Annotated in this window: 17 protein-coding genes; 5 read left to right on the top strand and 12 right to left on the bottom strand. The window is 33.0% G+C overall.

The window, feature by feature from the left end:
- Nucleotides 1–12: 12 nt before the first annotated feature.
- Together OM075_RS17810 and tnaA are read right to left on the bottom strand one after the other, a co-directional pair.
- Nucleotides 13–810 carry a DUF4382 domain-containing protein gene (locus OM075_RS17810; protein WP_301191891.1) on the bottom strand — a complete coding sequence of 266 codons (798 nt, stop codon included), beginning with the start codon at nucleotides 808–810 and terminating at the stop codon, nucleotides 13–15.
- 543 nt (nucleotides 811–1,353) lie between these two features.
- On the bottom strand, nucleotides 1,354–2,748 hold the full coding sequence (gene tnaA / locus OM075_RS17805) for a tryptophanase TnaA (RefSeq protein WP_301191890.1): 1,395 nt from the start codon (nucleotides 2,746–2,748) through the stop codon (nucleotides 1,354–1,356).
- A gap of 704 nt (nucleotides 2,749–3,452) precedes the next feature.
- Here tnaA and OM075_RS17800 point away from each other — a divergent pair.
- The 4 genes from OM075_RS17800 to OM075_RS17785 all read left to right on the top strand — a co-directional run bounded on the left by OM075_RS17800 (nucleotide 3,453) and on the right by OM075_RS17785 (nucleotide 9,606).
- Nucleotides 3,453–3,956 (top strand): YfiR family protein, encoded by a 504-nt coding sequence (locus OM075_RS17800; RefSeq protein WP_363321635.1) that lies wholly within the window; start codon nucleotides 3,453–3,455, stop codon nucleotides 3,954–3,956.
- Nucleotides 3,957–3,970: 14 nt separating this feature from the next.
- Nucleotides 3,971–6,562, top strand: a complete 2,592-nt coding sequence (locus OM075_RS17795) for a TonB-dependent receptor plug domain-containing protein (protein WP_301191889.1) — start codon at nucleotides 3,971–3,973, stop codon at nucleotides 6,560–6,562.
- Nucleotides 6,563–6,699: 137 nt separating this feature from the next.
- On the top strand, nucleotides 6,700–7,203 hold the full coding sequence (locus tag OM075_RS17790; RefSeq protein WP_301191888.1) for a YfiR family protein: 504 nt from the start codon (nucleotides 6,700–6,702) through the stop codon (nucleotides 7,201–7,203).
- 9 nt (nucleotides 7,204–7,212) lie between these two features.
- On the top strand, nucleotides 7,213–9,606 hold the full coding sequence (locus OM075_RS17785; RefSeq protein ID WP_301191887.1) for a TonB-dependent receptor plug domain-containing protein: 2,394 nt from the start codon (nucleotides 7,213–7,215) through the stop codon (nucleotides 9,604–9,606).
- 57 nt (nucleotides 9,607–9,663) lie between these two features.
- Here the strand turns inward: OM075_RS17785 and OM075_RS17780 are convergent, their stop codons facing one another.
- The 9 genes from OM075_RS17780 to OM075_RS17740 all read right to left on the bottom strand — a co-directional run bounded on the left by OM075_RS17780 (nucleotide 9,664) and on the right by OM075_RS17740 (nucleotide 20,027).
- On the bottom strand, nucleotides 9,664–10,092 hold the full coding sequence (locus OM075_RS17780; protein WP_301191886.1) for an RrF2 family transcriptional regulator: 429 nt from the start codon (nucleotides 10,090–10,092) through the stop codon (nucleotides 9,664–9,666).
- An 11-nt stretch (nucleotides 10,093–10,103) separates the two neighbouring features.
- On the bottom strand, nucleotides 10,104–10,691 hold the full coding sequence (locus OM075_RS17775; protein ID WP_301191885.1) for a YceI family protein: 588 nt from the start codon (nucleotides 10,689–10,691) through the stop codon (nucleotides 10,104–10,106).
- A 106-nt stretch (nucleotides 10,692–10,797) separates the two neighbouring features.
- Complete coding sequence (locus OM075_RS17770) at nucleotides 10,798–11,979, bottom strand: hypothetical protein (protein WP_301191884.1); 1,182 nt, start codon at nucleotides 11,977–11,979, stop codon at nucleotides 10,798–10,800.
- A 41-nt stretch (nucleotides 11,980–12,020) separates the two neighbouring features.
- Complete coding sequence (locus OM075_RS17765) at nucleotides 12,021–12,593, bottom strand: YceI family protein (protein WP_301191883.1); 573 nt, start codon at nucleotides 12,591–12,593, stop codon at nucleotides 12,021–12,023.
- 164 nt (nucleotides 12,594–12,757) lie between these two features.
- Complete coding sequence (locus tag OM075_RS17760) at nucleotides 12,758–14,029, bottom strand: S28 family serine protease (protein WP_301191882.1); 1,272 nt, start codon at nucleotides 14,027–14,029, stop codon at nucleotides 12,758–12,760.
- A gap of 26 nt (nucleotides 14,030–14,055) precedes the next feature.
- Complete coding sequence (gene hypD, locus OM075_RS17755) at nucleotides 14,056–16,419, bottom strand: trans-4-hydroxy-L-proline dehydratase (RefSeq protein ID WP_301191881.1); 2,364 nt, start codon at nucleotides 16,417–16,419, stop codon at nucleotides 14,056–14,058.
- A gap of 102 nt (nucleotides 16,420–16,521) precedes the next feature.
- On the bottom strand, nucleotides 16,522–17,322 hold the full coding sequence (locus tag OM075_RS17750; RefSeq protein WP_301191880.1) for a glycyl-radical enzyme activating protein: 801 nt from the start codon (nucleotides 17,320–17,322) through the stop codon (nucleotides 16,522–16,524).
- Between the two features lie 272 nt (nucleotides 17,323–17,594).
- Nucleotides 17,595–18,455: a sigma-70 family RNA polymerase sigma factor gene (locus tag OM075_RS17745; protein ID WP_301191879.1), complete on the bottom strand. Its 861-nt coding sequence runs from the start codon at nucleotides 18,453–18,455 to the stop codon at nucleotides 17,595–17,597.
- Nucleotides 18,456–18,545: 90 nt separating this feature from the next.
- Complete coding sequence (locus OM075_RS17740) at nucleotides 18,546–20,027, bottom strand: Do family serine endopeptidase (RefSeq protein WP_301191878.1); 1,482 nt, start codon at nucleotides 20,025–20,027, stop codon at nucleotides 18,546–18,548.
- A gap of 193 nt (nucleotides 20,028–20,220) precedes the next feature.
- Here OM075_RS17740 and dapF point away from each other — a divergent pair, with 193 nt between their 5' ends.
- The gene (gene dapF / locus OM075_RS17735) at nucleotides 20,221–21,018 is read left to right on the top strand and encodes a diaminopimelate epimerase (protein WP_301191877.1); all 798 of its coding nucleotides are present in this window, start codon (nucleotides 20,221–20,223) and stop codon (nucleotides 21,016–21,018) included.
- Nucleotides 21,019–21,091: 73 nt separating this feature from the next.
- Here dapF and mltG read toward each other — a convergent pair whose 3' ends face one another.
- Nucleotides 21,092–22,132, bottom strand: a complete 1,041-nt coding sequence (gene mltG, locus OM075_RS17730; RefSeq protein ID WP_301191876.1) for an endolytic transglycosylase MltG — start codon at nucleotides 22,130–22,132, stop codon at nucleotides 21,092–21,094.
- Nucleotides 22,133–22,194 lie beyond the last annotated feature (62 nt).

The raw sequence follows: 22,194 nt of genomic DNA, 5'->3' as shown, positions 1-22,194 counted from the left end.
TAAAAATTTTCTTTATTCAACGATTACTTTCTCTTCCAGTTCAATCACTCCAAGGTCTGTAACAACACCTACATTAACAGCTACATCCTCTACTTCTTTTTCCAGATAATCATCTTCGGGTATAAACTTTACTTTATACTCACCCTGATCCAATGCCCTGATTAAAAAAGCACCTGTTTCCTGATCGGCATAAGTTGAAACCGTATCTAAATTTTCTGAAATAGCATGAATATATGCTCTTGTCTGAATTGGTGAAACTACTCCTTTAATAGCTCCATTTGTTGCTTCTGTAAATGTTCTGATCACTGGTTTTAAGGAGTAATCACCATTCCCTTTTTCAACAATCGATCTTCCTGCATCAAAATCAATCCACATTTTGTAAGTTAATCCGTCTTCCAATTCTGCATGAACATTTAATTTTAATCCGGATTGCTGTGCTGATGGAGTTTTAATGTCATAATATTGACCATCAACTTTTACCTGATTATTATCTCCCAATACTAAACGTATCTGTGAGATCGTACCAACAGGTAATTCCTCTTCAGTTAATAAAATATCCACCCCATTGGTTAGCTCCAGTAAATTATAAACAGTTGGCACTACTCCATTCAGAGTAATCCATGAAGTTTCTTCGCCATCAGATTGAAAACTCACTCTTACTTCTTGCACATCAATAAGAACTTCCTCAAAATCTCCTGGAGAATCAGTTAATCTTAAACTAAATTTGGCACTTCCCTGCCCATCATCTGAACATGAATAAACAATAACTGCAGTTACAATGACTAATAATGTCAATAAAACTTTTTTCATAATAATAAATTTTGTGTTGTGTGTATATAAGACACAAAATTAACAGCTTTGTTTAACAATAACCAATTTTACTACTTATTACCTGGAAGAAAATTCCTGGTAAAATATGATAACACTACAGCAAAAAAAAAGAGACATGCTTAAAACATGCCTCTTAATCAAACTAATACATTATTTTCACCCTTTTTACACAAGTGACTCTATTGCAATACAACTTGTAGCTGTAAATCAAAGCGGGATGGCCAGTCGAGGAGTAGAAGGCCATTGTTGGTGTGAATTTCCAATTGTTATATAATTCACAGAAGGGGCTTGTCCTTGTGTTTTAAAACACTTACTTCTGCAGAATTATAAACAATTGGAAAGAGAACGCAGGCATTCTCCTCGACTAGACTTTTTTGCTTACCTTTTTGTGGCAATGACAATTATTGCGATAAGTGAATACAGGTTCAAGCATGCTTGAATTATGTTGAACGAAGCAATAATCTCAAAGAAAAAAGTAAGTAGGGTTTGGGACTAGGTCCCAATTAATAACACTACATTTATTTAATAACTCATTTCTTCCTGACAAGGTGCTAGTTCTACGGTAAAATGACGAAGAATTGGAGCTTCATTTACAATTCGATAACCCGAAGTAATCTCTTCTCTTCTGTCAAATACATTTTTAAGCGCAACAGCTATTACATCCATATGATTATTTGTGTATACACGACGAGGAATTGCCAATCGTAACAACTCCAACTTAGGATAACGATTTTCCCTTGTCTTAGGATCTCTGTCTGCCAGTAAAGTGCCAATTTCAACACCTCTTACTCCGGCTTCTTTATATAACTCAATAGCTAAAGTTTGAGCTACAAACTGTTCAACAGGCAGATGGGGTAAAAAACGCTTTGCATCAATAAATATGGCATGACCACCAAAAGGTTCCTGAACAGGTACACCAAATTCTTTAAGCTTACTTCCCAAATACTCCACCTGCTTAATGCGGGTTTCCAGATAATTAAACTCCGTTCCCTCATCTAATCCCTGAGCCAGCGCATTCATATCACGCCCCGACATTCCTCCATAGGTTATATACCCCTCATACATAATATTAAACTGAGCAGCCTTTTTAAATAACTCTTCCTCTCTTAGTGCAATAAAACCACCCATATTTACAATGGCATCCTTTTTACTACTCATGGTCATTCCATCGGCATAGGTATACATTTCTGCAACAATTTCCTTAATTGTTTTATTAGCATACCCCTCTTCTCTGGTTTTAATAAAATAGGCATTTTCTGCAAATCGAGCCGAGTCAAAAATCACTCTAATTCCATATTTCTTCGAAAGCTGATACACCTCTCGCAAGTTTTCCATTGACACAGGTTGCCCTCCCGACGAGTTACATGTAACCGTTACAATTATGCAAGGAATTTTGTCGCTTGTATATTGAATAAACACACTTTCAAGTTTATTTAAATCAATATTTCCTTTAAACGGGTGATGAATAGTTGTATCAAACGCTTCATCAATAGTACAATCAATTGCCGTAGCTTTTCTAAATTCAATATGCCCTTTGGTTGTATCAAAATGCGTATTACCAGGAACCACATCTCCCTCTGATATCAATGCCGAAAATAGGACGTTTTCAGCAGCTCTTCCCTGATGTGTTGGTAGAAAATAATCAAATCCAAATATATTTTTGATGGACTGTTTCAAATTATAATACGAAGACGCTCCTGCATAACTCTCATCTCCCAACATCATACTCGCCCACTGACGGTCGCTCATGGCTCCCGTTCCACTGTCGGTTAATAAATCGATAAATACCTGATTGCTGTTCAGGTTAAATAAATTGTAATTGGCTTTTTTTATCCAACGCTCACGCTCTTCTCTGGTACTTTTTCTGATGGGTTCAACCATCTTAATTTTATATGATTCTGCAAATGGTAATTCCATAACAATATTTATTTGTGTTTTTAATAAATAATGACAGTGTTTTTTACACTACAATTGATCTTATACAAAAGATTTATAGCATAAAAACCTAATAAACAACAAAAAATGAAATAGATGTAACAAACCTGGCTTTATAAGCCTACTCTATGATCTGTGACTGATTTACATGCAGAAAGAATCTCTGTTTTTTACATTCTGGAACCGATGAAGAGGTAAAATAGATAATATTGATAAAGGTGTTTCCAAAATAAAAGTTTAGATAAAAATGTTATATTATAAAGTTACATATTACTTTATAAACAGACCTATGATAATTTGCAGATATTTGACCGAAAATGGATCATAGCTACTCTTGATTTTCGGTTAATGAATTTTATTTAATGTAAGAAAAACGTACGTTGGTCAAAACTTAACAATACCTCACCTTATAAATAAAACGCTAAAAAAATACATATCAGGTAAAAAATCATTAAAAATAACCTAGGTTAAAATCGATACATTTTTCTAATTTTCAATAGGTTATTTTACTTAATAAAGCTTTCTACTATTATACCTGGTAAGGTAGTTTATTTTTTTTCTCTCTAAATTACTTGTAATCCCTCATTTTTTTAATGTACGATCATTGAATTTAAGTAACCTTTTACTTTCTTGCTGCGAATAAACACCCAACACATAAAAATAAATAAAAACCTCAAATTTTTAAAATGAAAAAAAAGTTGACTGTTCTGATAATGATCTGCATGTCATTATCTTTAACCGGCCAGCAATCAATGTTTAAAGCTCTATTCATGTTTAATTTTGCGAAATACATTGAATGGCCAAACCATTCTTCTCAAAATGAGTTTATTATTGGAGTTTATGGTCATGATGACATTGTACCTGAACTTAAAAAACTTGCCAGTACAAAAAAAATAAACAACAAACCCATTGTTGTGAAAAGTGTTAAAACTCTTTCAGAAGCTTCCAATGCACAATTGTTTTATATACCGGAATCCAAATCCGGAAACATTGGTGAAGTAACTTCTTTTTTCAAGGGTAAATCTACCTTAATTGTTAGTGAAAAGAAAGGTGGATGTGCTGAAGGATCTGCTATCAACTACATTCTTCAAGGTGGAAAAATGAAGTACGAAATTTGCAGAGGTAACATTGAATCGCACCAATTAAAAGTTGATCAGAAACTAATTTCATTAGGAATTGAAGTTAAATAATTGAATAAAAAAACATGCTACAAAAATATATTTCACTAGCATTGATGCTAATCTTTTCATTAGCTGTTTATGCTCAGGAAACTAAGAAAGACGTTAATACTTTATCTCGTGAAGAAGTATTAGAAATGAATATTGAGGAACTTTCGGCCTACGATTTAGAAGAAATTATGAAACTAATGGATATCGTTGGCGCCTCTACTGTTGAAGAATTATACGAATTACTATTAAATAAAGATGTAACATCTGCTTCTAAATCAGAAGAAAGTTTATTTGATTCGCCTTTATCTACTACTGTATTAAGTCATGATCAAATCATTGCTTCCGGGGCTACTTGTTTTGAAGAGGCTTTAAGAATGGTTCCTGGTGTTATTGTTCGCGAAAAATCAAACGGAAATTTTGATGTTCATGTTAGAGGAAACGACAATTTACCTTCTAAAAACATGTTATTGTACTCTGAGAACTCTCAAACGCTGGTTATGATCAATGGCCGAACAGTATTTAACTATTCACATGGAGGAACATTATGGGAATCATTACCTGTAAGTTTTGAAGATGTTGATCGTATTGAAGTAGTAAGAGGTCCTTCCAGTGCGTTATACGGGCCTAATGCGGTTTCTGGGGTTATCAATATTATTACCGTTGATATCAATAAAGAAACACCTTTAGTTTCCGGAAATTTGAAAGCTGGTAGTATGAACTCATATATTGGCGATATTGCCTTCCGTAAACAAATTAATGATGTATTGGCTTTTGGTATTACTACCAACTACGAAACCAGAGATCGTGAAACCGATAAAATACTTGTTTATAATGGATATTATGATGAAGCTAATGACGTTAAAAAGTACATATTGGATGGAAAGCGTGTTGGAACCGGATTATACAGCACTGAAGAAATTAAAAGATTGCAACTTGCAAACCCTCAAAATGATCCAAATTCTGTTGAGCCATATTTAAATCCTCGTAATAATATGGAACCATTTATGATTTTTCCAGAGGTTGGACAAACTGGTCAATTAAATGGATATGATATTACTATTTATGGCATTGATGATATTTTTCCTCATCCAGAAAGATCAAAAGAGCGATATGCTGTTAACGGTTATGTTGAATTAACCCCTAATAGCACTACTAACATTAATATTTCCGGAGGTTATCAGCATTCTGATGTTTTAACTTCAACTATGGGTGATATGCCTACTCCATATTCTGGTAAAGTTGCAGAAACCGGATATATCGACCTTAGAGCGAATATTAAAGATTTCAATTTTCAGGCTAATTACAATGGTGGTGACATTGACTTTATGACAGGTAATGAAGGTTTTGAATTAGATTTACGTCAATTTAATGCTACTGCTGAGTACAATTTAAAACTGGATAAAATTGCAATTCGTCCGGGATTAAATTATCAGAACATTTCATACGATGACTCTCCTTACATTTCAACATTAGGACGTGGTTATTTAAATGGTAAAAAAGTTATTGATATTATGGCAGGAAGTTTACGTTTGGACTATAAACCAACTGATAAACTTCGATTAATTGCTGCTTTAAGAACTGAAAAATACAATCACCCTGATAAGTTCTATACATCATGGCAGTTTGTAGGTTCTTATAAAATAAATGAGAATAACATATTCCGCTTAGTTTACTCAAGAGCTAATCAATCTTCATTCCTGGTTAATGCACACTCTAATTATACATGGAACCTGATCAATCGTCCATACCCTAGAGTAATGCAATTTAGCGGTAATAAAGAGTATGATTTAATGACTACAGATATGTTTGAATTAGGATACAGAGTTCGTCCTGCTAAAAACATTCTTATCGACTTTGAAGCATACTATAATGTTAGTAATGATTTTGGAGCCCTTATGCCTGATTATGCCGATTTATACATCAAAAACCCGGCACAGATTGTACAACAATTATTAACTGCTCAGACGGTTACTCCAGTTGTGCTTCCTGACTCGGTACATATGCAATACAACAACTTAAAGCTTAAATCAAAGCAATTAGGTGCTAGTGTAAATGTTGACTGGGTAATTAATGAAAAACTTATGGCTAATGCACATTTCTCGGTACAACAAACTAAATTAGATAACTATTTAGGTTTAAGCAGAGATAATACCATTGAAATGTTAATTGGAGATGCTCAAACCCATACTGACGAAACAAATGCTGCTGATACTCAAATAGGAACATGGGCTTACCTGATTGCAAACGGATTAATGTCGATAGATGATATTCCTGCGCAACTTTATTATGCTGGTTCTAATAATTTTGAGAAAAATTACAAAAACGATTATGAGCATAAATCAACTCCATCATATTACGGAGGGTTTTCTTTAACCTATCGTCCTATTGAAAAGCTTGAAATTATGCCAAGTTCATATTTCTATGGCGAACAAACTTTTGAAAACCAATATGGAACAGTGAAAATAGATAGTAAATTTATTTTCAATACAACAGTGGCATACAAAGCAACTGATAAATTGACATTCCGCGTTACCGGTAAAAATTTATTCAATCAAGATTCGCAAGAATATGCATTTATGGATAAAGTGCCAACAATGGTATTTGCAGGTGTAAACTTTAAATTCTAATAAACTGAATATACTTAAAGGAAGGATCTAATTACAATGGATTCTTCCTTTTTTTATAATAAATACTCAAAACCTGAAACCTTATTCTATAAATTACGAATAACCTTCTTTTATTACCAAAACAAAACTGTTTACATATGAGAAAAAAATGGATTGTTTTGATAATGATCGCTTCATCATTATCAATGCATGGTCAAAACGCCATGTTTAAAGCACTGTTCATGTTTAACTTTGCTAAATACATTGAATGGCCTGACCAAACCGACCAAAAAGAATTTATTATCGGAGTACTTGGAAACGATGAAATTGTTTCAGAACTAAACAAACTGGCCAGTGCTCGAAAAATAAACAACAAAACCATCGTTATTAAAAATGTAAAGGATGTAAAAGATGCAACTGACTCCAACATCTTTTTTATTCCAACATCTAAATCTTCAAATATTAATAACGTTAAAACTTATTTTGCCAATAAACCAACATTAATTATCTGCGAAGATCAGGATGCTTGTTTCAATGGCGCAGGCATTAATTACACTATGCAAGGCGGCAAAATGAAATACGAAATTTCAAGACAAAACATTTCCTGTCATAACTTAAATGTTGACCAAAAACTAATTGCCCTAGGTATTGAAATAAAATAATTTAATCAAATGATAAATAAATATTTATACGCTCTAATTTTATTGATATTTTCTGTATCAATATATGCTCAGGAATCAAAGAAAGATGTTAATTCCATTTCGCGAGAAGAAGTTCTGCAAATGAATATTGAAGAACTTTCGGCCTATGATCTGGAAGAAATAATGAAACTAATGGATATTGTAGGTGCTTCTACAATTGAAGAGTTATACGAATTGCTTTTAAATAAGGATGTTACTTCAGCATCAAAATCTGAAGAAAGTCTTTTTGATTCATCTTTATCTACCACTGTTTTAAGTTATGAGGAAATTGTTTCGAACGGAGCAACTTCAATTGAAGAAGCCTTAAAACTGGTTCCCGGCATTATTATTCGTGAAAAAACAAATGGTAACTACGATGTACAAATCAGAGGCGGACAAAATATGCCAATGAATAACATGCTTATTTATGCAGAAAACACCACCACCCTGGTTATGATTGATGGAAGACCTGTGTTTAATTACGGCATGGGGGGTATCCTTTGGGAAACGCTTCCTGTAAGTCTTGGAGAGTTGGACCGAATTGAAGTAGTCAGAGGTCCTTCAAGTGCATTATATGGCCCTAATGCTGTAAATGGTGTAATTAACCTGATTACTAAAGAAACAAAATCAGATACTCCACTTGTTAGTGCCAATTTTCAAGGAGGCACACTAAATACTATAATTGGTGATGTTTCTGTTAAAAAGCAATTCAGTAACAAATTTAGTGCAGGAGTTTCATATTATCTGGAATCCAGAAACAGAGGTTCAGAAAAAATATATGCTATTTATGATGATCAGTATTATACTTTAGATGAATATAATGATAGAAACGCTGTTGCTTTATGGGATTTACATATAGAAAATGATGTATACAACGATCCTAAAAGAGGTAAAGAAAAGCAAGGAATAAATGCCTATGCAACTTATAATGCCAACGATGATTTATCTCTGCAACTTTCTACCGGCTATTTGGATGCCAATGCCATTACGAGTACAATCGGTGATACACCTTCTCCTTACAATCAAAGAATTTCATACGGATATTATACCAACCTTACTGGTAATATTTATGGTTTTAACTTGCAGGCTTGTTTAAATAACACATTACAGGTTTTTAATAAAAAACATATTGGATGGACTCAGGAAACGGAACAATACAATATATCCCTTGACTATTTATTAAAATTCAACAAATTAAGTATTCGCCCGGGATTAAGCTATCAATCCATTTATTATGATGACAGAGACCATATTGAGAATATTGGAGATGGATATTTTAATGGTAGAGTTTCATTAAAAAACTACGCTGTAAGTGCCAGATTTGATTATCATCCAACAGACAAATTAAGATTTGTAGCTGCATTAAGAGATGAGAAATACAACAAACCAGATAAATGGCAACCATCATTTCAATTTACCGGATCATATAAAATTAATGATAACAACCTTCTTAGAGCTGTATATTCAAGAGCTAATCAAAGTACATTTATGATTAATGCTTTTAGTAATTATACATGGAACTTAGAAGGTACAAGTAATAGTGTTGATGCTGTACATTTTGGAGGAAGTGCAAAACCTAGCATGATGATTCAGGATATGTTTGAAATTGGATATCGTACAAGACCAGCTAAAAATCTTCTGATAGATATTGAAGCTTTCTATAATAAATCAAAAGATTATAGTGCTTTGATGCCTGATAGTATGAGAACTAATGTTGCTGCAAACCTATCTACATACACTACGCTATATACTTCTTATAGAGATCTGGATATTAAGAGTGAACAATATGGTATTAGTGTGAGTGCAGATATGGTACTTTCTGAAAAACTATTATTAAAAGCTCATTTCACTTACCAACAATCTAAAGTAACTGATTTATTAGATCTTAGCAGAAACCAAGTGGCGGGATTACAAGGAGCTCAGTATCAGCCAGCACTTACCAATGACATCACTAATTACTATCTGTACATTACAGGTCAGGGCCCATATGCCGATGCACCTAATGCTAGTTATAGTTCTGGTTACCAACCTGGGGAAAGCTATTATAAGGATATGGATAACGAGGCGATACCTTCATTTTGGGGAAGTTTGTCTTTTACGTACAAACCAACTGACAAATTAGATATTACTGCGCAAGGGTACTACTACGACAAGTACTATTTATATTCTCAATATGAAACATCTTCTAATCGCCCTGCTGATCCTAAATACACAGGACATATTGATGGTAAGTTTTCTTTAAACGCAAAGGTTAATTATAAAATCAACAATAATATTAGTGTATTTGTAAATGCACGCAATGTTTTAAATAACGACACGCAAGAATATGTGTTCATGGATAAAATTGGAGGATTATATTTAGCCGGTTTTAATTTTAAATTATAAAGTACGAAATACAAAAAAAAGAAAAACGCTGCCATAATAATATGAGCAGCGTTTTTTTTATAAAAATGTTATTTCTTCTGGTATTTTCCCGGATATTACATCCTGTAATGTTACTGTACTAAAATAATTATGAATTAATTTATTCAGATTTTCCCAGAAAACAAGAGATGTGCATTTATCCTGAAAATCACACTGTACAGATTCATTCAAACAATCAATTACATAAATACCCCCTTCAAAAGCACTATAAATATCAAGCATCTTAATTTCTGAAGGATCTTTTGTTAAAATATAACCACTTTTTTTACCCCTGACATTTACTATTAATTCAGCTGCTTTCAAGGCACTAATAATCTGATCCAGGTATTTAATTGATATCAATTGGTTTTCAGCTATTTCCTTTTGTAAAACACCATTACCTGAATTTTCACTGGCAATAGTAGTCATCGCCCTTATTCCATATCTTATTTTTGTACTAAACTTCATCTCACAAATACTTAGTTTTTTATTACAAACAGAATATTAAAGAAGATACTTACATCATCTCGTACTTTTATCATCCCTAAAAATTTTTCGGGTGGTATTAGGTCAAAATCTGTAAGTTTAATATTCAATTCTCCTGAAAAATACCATTTATTATGATATGATTCTTGCAATTTGGTATTACAAATGTAAGAATTTGTTTTTCCGTTTACCTCTATAGTAATTTGCCTTTTTATATTTGTTGATACTTCAAAGAAATCTTTATCAATAACATCCTTCAAAAGTATTTGAATGTATGGATAAGATTCTGCATTAATTAGCTTTAAAAAATCGTGCAGCATTAATTTGGAATCTGCAGTAAATTGATCAACAGGAATCGATAAAAGAAGAGAATCTTCTTCAGAATTATGCATTGTAAAAGGCATATAATCCTCACTTCTATAATTGATTGTAAATGTATTTACATTAGTAGTTCCTTTTATTACTATCCTACTAAATAAATACTCACCACTCCCAATACCAGCTGCATGGATAAACTGAATAAAGTTCAATAATATTAGTGCTATAAAAAGTAACCTCAATATTTGTTTATGCCTTTTCATAACCGTTTTCCTTTTACACCCTTATCTCAATATCTACAAACATTATAGTTAGATCTTATTATTAAATTCAGGCAACTAAAAATAGTTGCCAGATAAACAATCCTATTTAGAATGCAATAGCAGCCTCAACAACAAATCCGTTAAAGTTTCCTCCATCTGCATAACCATGAGCCGGGCCATCATAATTTTGAACTACATAATCAAGTTTAAACACAATATTAGGAGTCATAAACCAACCACCACCTATATTTACACGGTCCACAGTTGATTCATCATCTTTTTTATCTGAAACAAGGTTATATCTACCTCCAACATAAACACTTCCAGTTCTATAAAGTAGTTGCACAGCAGTTTGTGTAAAATGTTGGTCTGCTCCCCCTTTAACACCCTTCATCGATTCAAGTACAGTAAACAGCTCAAAACCTTTATATTGAGCAAATACATTAAACATATAAGTATTCATTTCTGTCTGTCCGCTTCCTGGGCTCCATCTTCCTGATCTGAAGTTATCATCTGCATCTTGTAATTGCATTACGTTATAATAACGAGCACCGGCTCTGTCTCCGTCCCACAAATATGCACCACTATGTCCTTCACCCACATGAAAACCAGATAATGTAGCTCTTAATCTAAAATCATCAGTAAGCTGTTTATCAAAACCAGCTTTCCAATTAAAAACAAGATCCTGATCTACATTATTTCCTCTTCCATAATTCATTCTACCATTATTAACCGCCACTAATCCAATCAAACCATCCTTTCTAAATAAAAATTCCATACCAGGATTAGTTGTGTAGTTATCCATAATAAAATTACCTACAAACGGATTTTTTACTACGTAACCATTGGTACTTCTATAAAAATGAGCATCGCCATAATTAGGATTCATAACTCCTACGCGAACAGTTAAATACTTCATTATATTTTCTGCAGCAGGCAAAAATGGTAAGTAATCAAAAGTTATATATCCTCCTTCAACCCATGCTTCCTCATGATGACGAGATGACATATAATTGTTTACAAATAAATGAACCCCGGGAGCTAAATCTACATTTAAGGATAAATTAGCTGTTGGAAGATTAAAATTATTCTTAATATCTTTTAAAGTCTCTGTTGAAGAACTTGCTAATTCATGATCAAGCATCTGAAGTTGAATAGCATATGCCCCACCAACACGAACTTTTACATCCTTAAAATCTTCATGATTAAATTTTTCTGGTTCAAATTGCTGTGCACGAAGAACAAATACACTTACAAATAACGCTAATAAAAATACAATTCTTTTCATAATTCAAATTTTAGTTTATTAACAAGCTGATTCTTTATAAATTAATTCTTTTCAAATAGGATAGAATATTTTACATTAACAGCATCTCCTGTTTTTATGGTTCCCATAATTGCCACAGGTGGTTCAATATCAAAATCTGACAGTTTTAAATCAAAATTGCCTTGTACTTTAATTTGTGTGGTATTAACTATTGAAGTTTTAAAATTTGAGGTTATAGCTTTTGTTACGCCAGCAACGGTTAATTCCAGCTCAACTTTATATTGACTGGCTGAGGAATAAATCTTTAGTATTTTTCCTTTTATTACCGGATGTTTACTTTCTTTTAATGCAGCATAGGCTTTCTTATTCATTAAGCTTTGTCCACTTACTAATGATTTCACATTAAAGGATAATTCACCTTTCTGAACTGACTCAAGATCATCCATATTCGAAACCAGGAGATTTCCTTTCATTTCTTCAACCTCCATCTCCCAGTCATGAATAGTAGAAGTACCGGAAACACTTAAAGCACTTTGACTACTTTTTACCATTAAAGTAGTTTGTGCATTTAATGAAATGCTCATAACAATTACAAGCAATCCTAATACATAACGCAGTTTTAATTGTGTCTTCATATCATTCATTTTATATACTACCTTTCCTACTGTTTTGCTAGCATAAGATAGTTGAATATTTTTATGAATTAAAACATTTATTTATGTTTTTTAACATTTATTATTACAAAAAACGCTGCTCATATTAGTATGGCAGCGTCTCAAAATCTAAATATAGTTCCTTATTAATCTACTTTCATCCACTTCTTTATAAGTGCCCAAACTTCTTCTTTCTTTGCTTCAGACAAGTTATTAATCCTTGCACGATGTGATCCCTTTGGCTTAACAACTTTCAAGGAATGACTCATTCCGGTAACATCTAAAGATGTTGATCCCCATGGATCATATTCCCCACAAATTAATACCATTCGAGGATTTTTCTTGTGCAATCGTTCACTTACGTATAACATTGTATTCCTGTTATAGATTAATGTATCTCCAACTGGAGCAAATATATGGTTTGATACAGTATCCTGCTTTATGACATTCATTAATGGCTTTAAATCACCCGGAACATAATTATAATAGCCTAATTCTCTATAAGCCTGATAAAAGAAAGATTCATATTGCTTCATTACCTGATCCGCAAAATAACTGGGACTGGCTCCTTTAATAAAGTGCTCCATTATTTCTGCATTTGAATCACTTTCTTCTGGAATTTCTGAAACCGGATTTCCCCACTGCCAAAAAGCAAAAGGGTATTCTAACACAGCCATCTCATAAGCCTTTTCAAATCCCATGGAAAAATATAAATTCTGTTCATTACAATAAGTAATAAATAAAGGCAACAATTCCTTTTTCTTTTCTAAAACAAGAACCTGGAATTGATGTACCTTTTCTCTATCCTCTTTAGTTCCTACATGATCAAAGAAATCTAAAAGACGCGGATCTTCTTTATAAAAGTTAATTGGCGCTACATATGGAACTGAAACATCAACATCATTTGGATAAAAAGCTCGGTGAAAGAGTGTTGTTTGACCACCTTTGCTAATTCCTGTAGTTAACCATTTACCTTTATAAATATCTTTAAACAACTCAATAATTTCATGATGATCTGCTGCAGCATTTTTCACAGTCAAATACCTCCAGTCTTTGTTTTCAGGAGTTGATTCCAAAAAATATCGATGTTCAACTATCAATTGATTTGCCTTAAGTTCTTTTGCAATTTCTGTTTGATAATTACGCGGTGCAGAATATCCCTCTGTAACCATAACCACCGGAGCTTTTTTATTCAGGTGATTTAACCAAATACGTTGATTAAAAGAACCCAATTCTGGATTTTCATGGTCTATCGGCTGATTCATCATAATTAAAAACGATTCATCATAACCAGGAAAGGTCTCTATTTTTTCAACCTGTAACCTTGGATTACTCCGTAATTCTTCCAGAATTGAACTTTGAGCATTTACAAAACCCGAAATACAAATTAAAAGAGTAAGTATTAAACTTTTATTCATCACTATACTATTGTTAATATAAATTTTTACATATCACACTGAGCTGTTCTCTTTATAATCTCTTCCTGCAACTCTAAGGTTAAATCATTAAAATAATCACTATAACCAGCCACACGTACAATTAAATCCTGATACTTTTCCGGGTGCTTTTGTGCATCTCTAAGTACATCCGCATCTACAACATTAAATTGAATATGATGGCCCAGCTGATTAAAATAAGTTCTTATTAAATGCGTTAACTTAACAATTCCTTCTTTTGTATCGAAAAATTGTGGTAAAAATTTCTGATTCAACAATGTACCTCCAGTTCGTGTATGATCAATTTTAAGCATGGAATTTACAACTGCTGTTGGTCCATTTTTATCCGCACCCTGAACTGGAGAAATTCCTTCAGAAAGAGGTTCTTCATCTTTTCGGCCATCTGTTGAAGCCTGCATTACCTGTCCGAAATACACATGGCAAGTTGTTGGTAATAAATTAACCCTGAAAGTACCCCCTCTTGAATTGGACTTACCGTTAATAGATTCGTAATACATCTCAAATACTCTTACAGCATTAGCATCTGCATAAGCATCATCATTACCAAACTTAGGTGTTTCGAAAACGAGATTATATCGTAATTCTTCATATCCTTTAAAATTAAGATCTGTTGCCTTAACCATTTCTTCTAAGGATATATTTTTCTGATCATAAACATGATATTGTATGGCTGTTAATGCATCAGTTATACTACCTAGCCCTACACCCTGAATATAACTTGTATTGTATCGGGCTCCTCCGGCATTGTAATCTTTAGCATTGCCAATACAATCTTCAACAAATAAACTTAAAAAGGGAACAGGTAATTCTTTCATAATTAAAGATTCGATCCTTCTGTTTCCTTCAATTTTAATATCTAAAAAGTAATTTAATTGCTTATTAAAGGCGCTCAATAACTTATCATAGGTATCAAGGGTTGCTAAACTACCAGTTTCAAGTCCCAATAATTTTCCCGACTTGGGATCTACGCCATTATGAAGTGTAAGTTCTAATATTTTAGGGATATTGAAGTATCCGGTTAACCAATAAGCTTCCGTTCCAAAGGCTCCTGATTCAACACATCCACTTGCACCTCCATTTCTAGCATCAACAATATCTTTTCCTTGATTTACAAGTTCCTGAACTATTGCATCCGTATTAAAATACGAAGGCTGACCAAATCCTGTCTTTGTAATTTGTAAGGTTCTTTGGATAAATGCATCCGGATTTTCCTTACTAATCTGAACCATAGAACTTGGTTGAAGTAATCTCATTTCTTCTATTACATCAAGAATTAAGAAACTTAATTCATTGACTGCATCTGTCCCATCAGGTTTTACACCTCCTAAATTAATTAGGGCAAAATCAGTGTAAGTATTACTTTCTTTAGCAGTTATACCGTTTTTAGGCGGGGCTGGCTGATTATTAAATTTAACCCAAAAGGACATTAACAATTCTTTTGCACGCTCTTTAGTCAACCTTCCCTGCTCAATATCTTTTACATAAAATGGATACAGATGTTGATCCAATCTACCAGGATTAAATGAATCCCATGGATTTACTTCTGTAATAACACCAATATGTACAAACCAGTAATATTGTAGCGCTTCATGAAAAGTCTGCGGAGCATTAGCTGGTACATTTTGACAAACCTGAGCCATTTCAACCAACTCTTGTTTCCTTATAGCATCCTTTTCTGCATTTGCCAATTCTAATAAATAGTCAGCGTTGCGCTGAGCATAGATCATTATTGCATTGGCTGCAATCTCCATTGCACTTAATTCATCCAAAAGATCTTGTTGGCCAGCCTCTGATGCTTCCTGAAGTTCAGTACGTTTTAAATGAATATCATTGATTATGTCTTTAATTCCCTTGTGATAGATTTTATCACCTAAAACGGTATGACCAGGAGCTCGTTGTTCCTGAAATTCGGTAAAAATACCGGCTTTGTATGATTCAAGCCACTCTGGTGTCATCCGGGACATAAGTTTATCCCTGTTACTTTTACCTTTCCAAAAGGGAATTATCGTAGAATCGTATAACTGACGGGTTTCATTATCCACTTTAAAGCTTACCTTTTCTCTTTGATCCAATACTTCCAAATCATCCAGAGAGTGTAAGGATACTTCTGGATAAGTTGGTGTTGCTTTGGGCTCCGGTCCTCTTTCTCCAACTATTAATTCCCCATCGTTAATACATAATGATTTATTTTCTAATATATATTTAAATACTAATGCACGAGTTTCTGGTACTGAGTAATCTGAACCTTCAATACTTTTATAAAATTCTGTAACTAGTCTGGCTCTTTCAACCGACATTCTATTTACAGCCATCAAACTCTGTTGACGAAGCTTTTCAATTCGCTGATTCATGTTTTTCTTTTAAGATAAATACAAATTGCTTATCATTTTATCATTAATATGAGTATAAAAATGAATGATGAACTAAGCCAAAATCTAATGAGGTTTGAAAATTTACAAACCTCCTATTTGAGTTTTAATCTCTAACGATTTAAATTCTTCAATCAGGTAATTTAAATCATCAGGCTGTTGACTACTTAATGCGCTTAAACTATAATCCTTCTTAAACCTTTCATACTTTGATTGCCCAATATTATGAAACGGAAGAAAGTGTAATTCTTTAATTTGATTTTGTCTGTTTTTAACGAATTCTTTTAAATCTGCAATACATTCTACTGTATCATTTATACCAGGAATTATAGGAACTCTAACTATTACTGCTGATTTTTTATTCAGAAGAAAATCCAGGTTTTCAATAATTAATGAATTCTTAACTCCTGTATAATTATAATGTAAATCTGAGTTCACAAATTTCATATCATACAAAAACAAGTCTGCATAATTACTTATTACATCAAGTTTATCTGTATTACATAAACCCGTAGTATCAATGGTTACATGCAAACCTTTCTTCTTACACTCGGCTAATACAAGAGTTAAAAACTCACTTTGAGCCATAGGTTCTCCTCCTGAAAAAGTAACTCCTCCTCCACTTTGAATATAGAAGTTTACATCTTTCAATATCTCATCCATTAGTTTTTGAACGGAGACAGATTGACCTATCTTTTGAATATGAACAAACCTTTCTCCATCAAGAAAACGTTCTTGTTCAAATTCTTCTATATCAAAAGAAATTCCTTCCGGATTATGACACCAGGTACATTTTAACGGACAACCTTTAAAAAACACGGTGGTTCTTATCCCAGGCCCATCATTTAAAGCAAAACGCTTTATATCAAATATCTTTCCTTCCATGAAAAATAAATTGATTTATAATAAGAAAACAGAAAAAAATCAGGTTGCATTAATGAAGTGTGCAAACAACCTTAAAAAGGAAAGAAAACATCAACAGATCCAGCACTCATACAAGCCTTTATCGCTCTTTTTTAAATTTGATGTTCTGTAAATACTCATGATTTCTTATTTAATGCGATAAAAGTAAAAATTTAGAACTGAGAATCAAATATTTTGACAAAAAAAAAGGCTGTCAAAAATTGACAGCCTTTTAATATTATCTTATAGATCTGTTATCCTAAATAAGACTTTAAAAGCTTACTTCTAGAAGTATGTCTTAATCTTCTAATTGCTTTTTCTTTAATTTGTCTTACCCTTTCTCTTGTTAATCCAAAACGCTCACCTATCTCTTCAAGAGTCATTTCCTGAGTTTGAATACCAAAGAAAAGTTTAATAATATCAGATTCTCTTTCTGTTAAAGTAGCTAAAGCTCTTTCAATCTCTCTTGCTAAAGACTCATTAATTAAAGTTTTATCAGCATTTGGAGAATCTCCGTTAACCAGAACATCTAATAAACTATTATCCTCACCCTCAACAAATGGTGCATCTACAGAAATATGACGTCCAGAGACTCTTAATGTGTCAGCAACCTTATCAACAGGTAATTCTAATTTATCAGCTAATTCTTCAGGAGATGGCTTACGCTCATTTTCCTGCTCAAATTTAGAATAAGCTTTATTAATTTTATTTAACGATCCAACCTGGTTTAATGGCAATCTAACAATCCTTGACTGTTCAGCCAAAGCCTGCAATATAGATTGACGAATCCACCAAACTGCATAAGATATAAACTTAAAACCTCTTGTTTCATCAAATTTTTCAGCAGCTTTAATCAATCCAAGGTTTCCTTCGTTAATTAAATCCGGAAGACTTAATCCTTGATTTTGATACTGCTTTGCTACAGAAACTACGAATCTTAAGTTTGCTCTTGTTAGCTTCTCCAAAGCTACTTGATCACCTTTTTTGATCCTTTGAGCTAATTCTACCTCTTCTTCTACAGATATCAATTCCTCGCGACCAATTTCCTGTAAATACTTATCTAAGGAAGCACTCTCACGATTGGTAATTGATTTTGTTATTTTAAGTTGTCTCATATTCCGATATGCAAAATGTGGCGCAAAATTATACTTTTAAAACATAAAATCCAACAATTTATTATAATTGAGACAAATTAATTTTTATTACTAATCTTCAAGATTAATAGCATAATAAGCAACTTGTCCATTTGGATATACTCCGGTGATAAACAATCCTCCGTCAGTGGTAGCTATTACATTTTTTAAGTCTGATATAGTTTTTATAGGCAACCTATTGGCCTTCAAAATTATAAATCCTTCATTTATACCACTTTGTTTTAGTTTACCTCCAGTTAGTTCAACAATTTTCATACCATAACCTACTCCTAATTTCTCTTTTTCTTCTTCTGTTAGTTCTCTAAGTTCAGCTCCTAACAAATCAGAAATTCCCTTTTTTTCTTTCACTAATTCAGTTGAACCATAACTATTACGTAAAATTACGGTAAATTGTTTATTTTTTCCAGACCTTTTTACAATTAAATTTACTTTATCTCCGGGACGATGTTGACTAACCTGTTCAATAAGCTCAGAATTTGTATTTACTTTAATGCCATCTATACTAATAATAATATCACCTTCTTCTATTCCAGCCTTATCTGCACCACCATTTACTGTAACCGCATCAACATAAACACCTTCTACTTTGTCAATATCTAATTCTTTAGCCAACTCGGCATCAACGCCTCTGATTTGAACTCCAATAAAGGCGCGTTGCACTTCTCCAAATTCTTTTAAATCAGCCACTACTTTTTGCACAATTCCTACAGGAACAGCAAATGAATAACCTGCATATGAACCGGTTTGAGAAGCAATAGCTGTATTAATTCCAACCAACTGCCCATAGGTATTTACCAAGGCACCACCACTATTTCCTGGATTAACGGCAGCATCTGTTTGAATAAACGACTCAATACCCATTGGTTGATTGTTGTTTCGCATAATATTAATATTACGCGATTTTGCACTTACAATTCCGGCTGTAACTGTTGATGTCAAGTTAAAAGGGTTTCCGACTGCCAATACCCATTCTCCGATTTTAAGTGCATCTGAATCTCCATAGGTCAAATATTTCAACCCTTTTTCATCAATCTTTAACAAAGCAATATCTGTAGTAGGATCTGTACCAATTAATTCTGCTGTATAAGAACGTCGGTCATTTAATATGACTTCAATTTCATCAGCGCCATCTATCACGTGATTATTAGTAGTAATATATCCATCTTCAGAAATAATAACTCCTGATCCGGATCCCATAACTAATCCCTGACCTTGATCAGGCATTCCTCTTCTTGGACCAAAGAAGTATTCAAAAAGTGGATTTCCATACGAATATCCATTAGATTGAGATTGTTTTTTAGTCATTACGTGAACAACGGCTTCAACTGATTTTTCAGCTGCAGTTGTAAAATCCGGTACTTCTGCAGGTGCACTACTTCCTGGTAATGATGCATACCTGGCTGCCGGTATAACTGATTTTTCAACTGTAACCATTCCCGATTGAGGTTTGACAACTAAAACAAAAGCATAAACCCCAACAATAGCTCCCAACACGGCTATTAAAAACACATAAAATATTTTTTTAACATTCATAACTGTATATTTTAAAGTTATCGATAAAGCATTTAATAAATTCTATTTCAAAAATCGCAAATTATATACCTTTCAAAGAGTGTTAAAGCACCATTAACCTAATTTTAACTCAATTTTCCTTAACTTTGTACAGGTTTTAAAACAGAATACAAATACAAAACAATCTAAATATCAATAAGTTCTATAAATTAAGATGCAAATAAACTTTTTCAAATATCAGGGTACCGGTAATGATTTTGTGGTTATTGACAATCGAAACGGTAATTTTGACAGCGAAAACATACAACTTGTCAGTTTTTTATGTGATCGAAGAATGGGGATTGGTGCTGACGGATTAATGTTACTGGAAAACAATGCCAAACCAGATGTTGATTTTACCATGCGATATTTCAATAGCGATGGTAAAGAAGCTTCGATGTGTGGAAACGGAGGCAGATGTATTGCAGCCTTTGCTGTTCATCAGAATGCAGTAACCAACACTGAAAAATTCCTTTTTGAGGCGGTTGACGGAATGCATGAAGCCAGTTATAAAGATGGTATAGTAAGTTTAATGATGACTGACGTTACCAATATTACAACTGGGGAAGATTATTTCTTTTTAAACACAGGTTCCCCACACTATGTAAGTCATAAAAATGAAATTGACAACGTAGATATTGTAAAATACGGTTCTGAAATCAGATATTCTGATCAATTTAAACCGGGTGGAACAAATGTAAATATTGTTGAAGCATTAACTGACACTCACATCAAGGTAAGAACTTATGAAAGAGGTGTTGAAGATGAAACCTATTCTTGCGGAACCGGTGTTGTAGCTTCTGCTATTAGTACTTTTGTTAAGGATAAAAAAAGTAAATCGTTTGATATTGATGTAAAAGGCGGTAAACTTAAAGTTGAGTTTGAAGGAGACGAAACAAATGGATTCAAAAACATTTGGTTAATCGGACCGGCTACATTTGTGTTTAATGGTACTATTGAAGTAAACTTATAATTCAATTTAAGACATAAAAAAAGAGTCAATAGAAAATCTTATCTATTGACTCTTTTTTTATTTATATCTTTTATTATCGTCTAATTCCTCTTTTTCTTAATTCATTACGATACCTGGCTGCATTAATATTATGCTGAGCTAAAGTTTTTGCAAAATTATGATATCCTGAAAAATCTTCCTTAGCACACATATAATAATAACTATGTTCTTTTCTGTTTAAAACAGCGTTAATACCTACTATTGATGGAATTCGTATTGGTCCGGGAGGCAGGCCTGCATACATATAAGTATTATAAGGAGAATCAATCTCTAAATCCTTACTAAGCACGCGCTGAATCGTAAAATCTCCCAACGCATATTTAACCGTTGGGTCCGCCTGAAGCCTGATTTTTTTATTTAACCTGTTTATATACAATCCGGCCACCACTGGTTTTTCATCAGACATGATGGTTTCTTCATCTACTATTGAAGCCAGAATACTAACTTCAACAGGACTTAACCCCAATGCTTTAGCTTTATTTCTCTTATCTTCTGACCAGAATCTATCATACTCCTTCTTCATTCTGATAACAAAAGCCTTTGCATCCGTATTCCAATACATTTGATATGTATTAGGAATAAACATGGCTAAAAACGTTTCTCTGGTAAAACCTAATTCTCTGATTAAACTATCATTACTAAAAAGCGACACAAGCTCTGCCGAATCAGCCATCAATTTGGCAGAAACTACAGATGCTAATTGTCCTGGTTTTCTAATATTATTAAAAGTAATATTTATGGCTTCCTGACGCCCGGAACGCAATAAATTAATCAACTGATTATTATTCATTCCTTGCTTCAGAAGATACCTTCCTCCTTTAATATTATCGTTGTACCCTTTTTTCTGAGCTACCCAAACAAAGCTTTCAATGTCTTTTAAAGCACCTTTATCTTCTATAATCTTTTTTAATCCGGAAAATGTAGTACCATTAGGCACATATAAATAAGGGGATTCTACTTTTGTCAGATCTACATTATTACCATATATATAACGATAAAATCGTCCTCCTAACAAAACAGCCAACAATACTAATACAACTATAAAAAGCCACATTCTCCTGAGAGTCTTGGTCATCTTCATTTTTGTTTTTCGCACCTTGCTATTCATTAAACAAAATTAATATTGACTTCAAATAT

Origin of the sequence: Plebeiibacterium sediminum (genome assembly GCF_026013605.1) — a bacterium.
In the GTDB taxonomy this organism is placed as follows: domain Bacteria; phylum Bacteroidota; class Bacteroidia; order Bacteroidales; family Marinilabiliaceae; genus Saccharicrinis; species Saccharicrinis sediminus.
Note: the sequence above shows the minus strand (reverse complement) of the source record. Positions and strands in the feature narration are given on the sequence as shown.

Excerpts from the sequence above, each read along its gene's own strand:
- OM075_RS17780 (WP_301191886.1), bottom strand. The coding sequence starts at position 10,092 with ATGAAGTTTAGTACAAAAATAAGATATGGAATAAGGGCGATGACTACT.
- OM075_RS17810 (WP_301191891.1), bottom strand. The coding sequence starts at position 810 with ATGAAAAAAGTTTTATTGACATTATTAGTCATTGTAACTGCAGTTATT.
- OM075_RS17770 (WP_301191884.1), bottom strand. The coding sequence starts at position 11,979 with ATGAAAAGAATTGTATTTTTATTAGCGTTATTTGTAAGTGTATTTGTT.
- OM075_RS17750 (WP_301191880.1), bottom strand. The coding sequence starts at position 17,322 with ATGGAAGGAAAGATATTTGATATAAAGCGTTTTGCTTTAAATGATGGG.
- OM075_RS17760 (WP_301191882.1), bottom strand. The coding sequence starts at position 14,029 with ATGAATAAAAGTTTAATACTTACTCTTTTAATTTGTATTTCGGGTTTT.
- tnaA (WP_301191890.1), bottom strand. The coding sequence starts at position 2,748 with ATGGAATTACCATTTGCAGAATCATATAAAATTAAGATGGTTGAACCC.
- OM075_RS17745 (WP_301191879.1), bottom strand. The coding sequence starts at position 18,455 with ATGAGACAACTTAAAATAACAAAATCAATTACCAATCGTGAGAGTGCT.
- OM075_RS17790 (WP_301191888.1), top strand. The coding sequence starts at position 6,700 with ATGAGAAAAAAATGGATTGTTTTGATAATGATCGCTTCATCATTATCA.
- mltG (WP_301191876.1), bottom strand. The coding sequence starts at position 22,132 with ATGACCAAGACTCTCAGGAGAATGTGGCTTTTTATAGTTGTATTAGTA.
- OM075_RS17795 (WP_301191889.1), top strand. The coding sequence starts at position 3,971 with ATGCTACAAAAATATATTTCACTAGCATTGATGCTAATCTTTTCATTA.
- OM075_RS17765 (WP_301191883.1), bottom strand. The coding sequence starts at position 12,593 with ATGAAGACACAATTAAAACTGCGTTATGTATTAGGATTGCTTGTAATT.
- hypD (WP_301191881.1), bottom strand. The coding sequence starts at position 16,419 with ATGAATCAGCGAATTGAAAAGCTTCGTCAACAGAGTTTGATGGCTGTA.
- OM075_RS17775 (WP_301191885.1), bottom strand. The coding sequence starts at position 10,691 with ATGAAAAGGCATAAACAAATATTGAGGTTACTTTTTATAGCACTAATA.
- OM075_RS17785 (WP_301191887.1), top strand. The coding sequence starts at position 7,213 with ATGATAAATAAATATTTATACGCTCTAATTTTATTGATATTTTCTGTA.
- OM075_RS17740 (WP_301191878.1), bottom strand. The coding sequence starts at position 20,027 with ATGAATGTTAAAAAAATATTTTATGTGTTTTTAATAGCCGTGTTGGGA.
- OM075_RS17800 (WP_363321635.1), top strand. The coding sequence starts at position 3,453 with ATGAAAAAAAAGTTGACTGTTCTGATAATGATCTGCATGTCATTATCT.
- dapF (WP_301191877.1), top strand. The coding sequence starts at position 20,221 with ATGCAAATAAACTTTTTCAAATATCAGGGTACCGGTAATGATTTTGTG.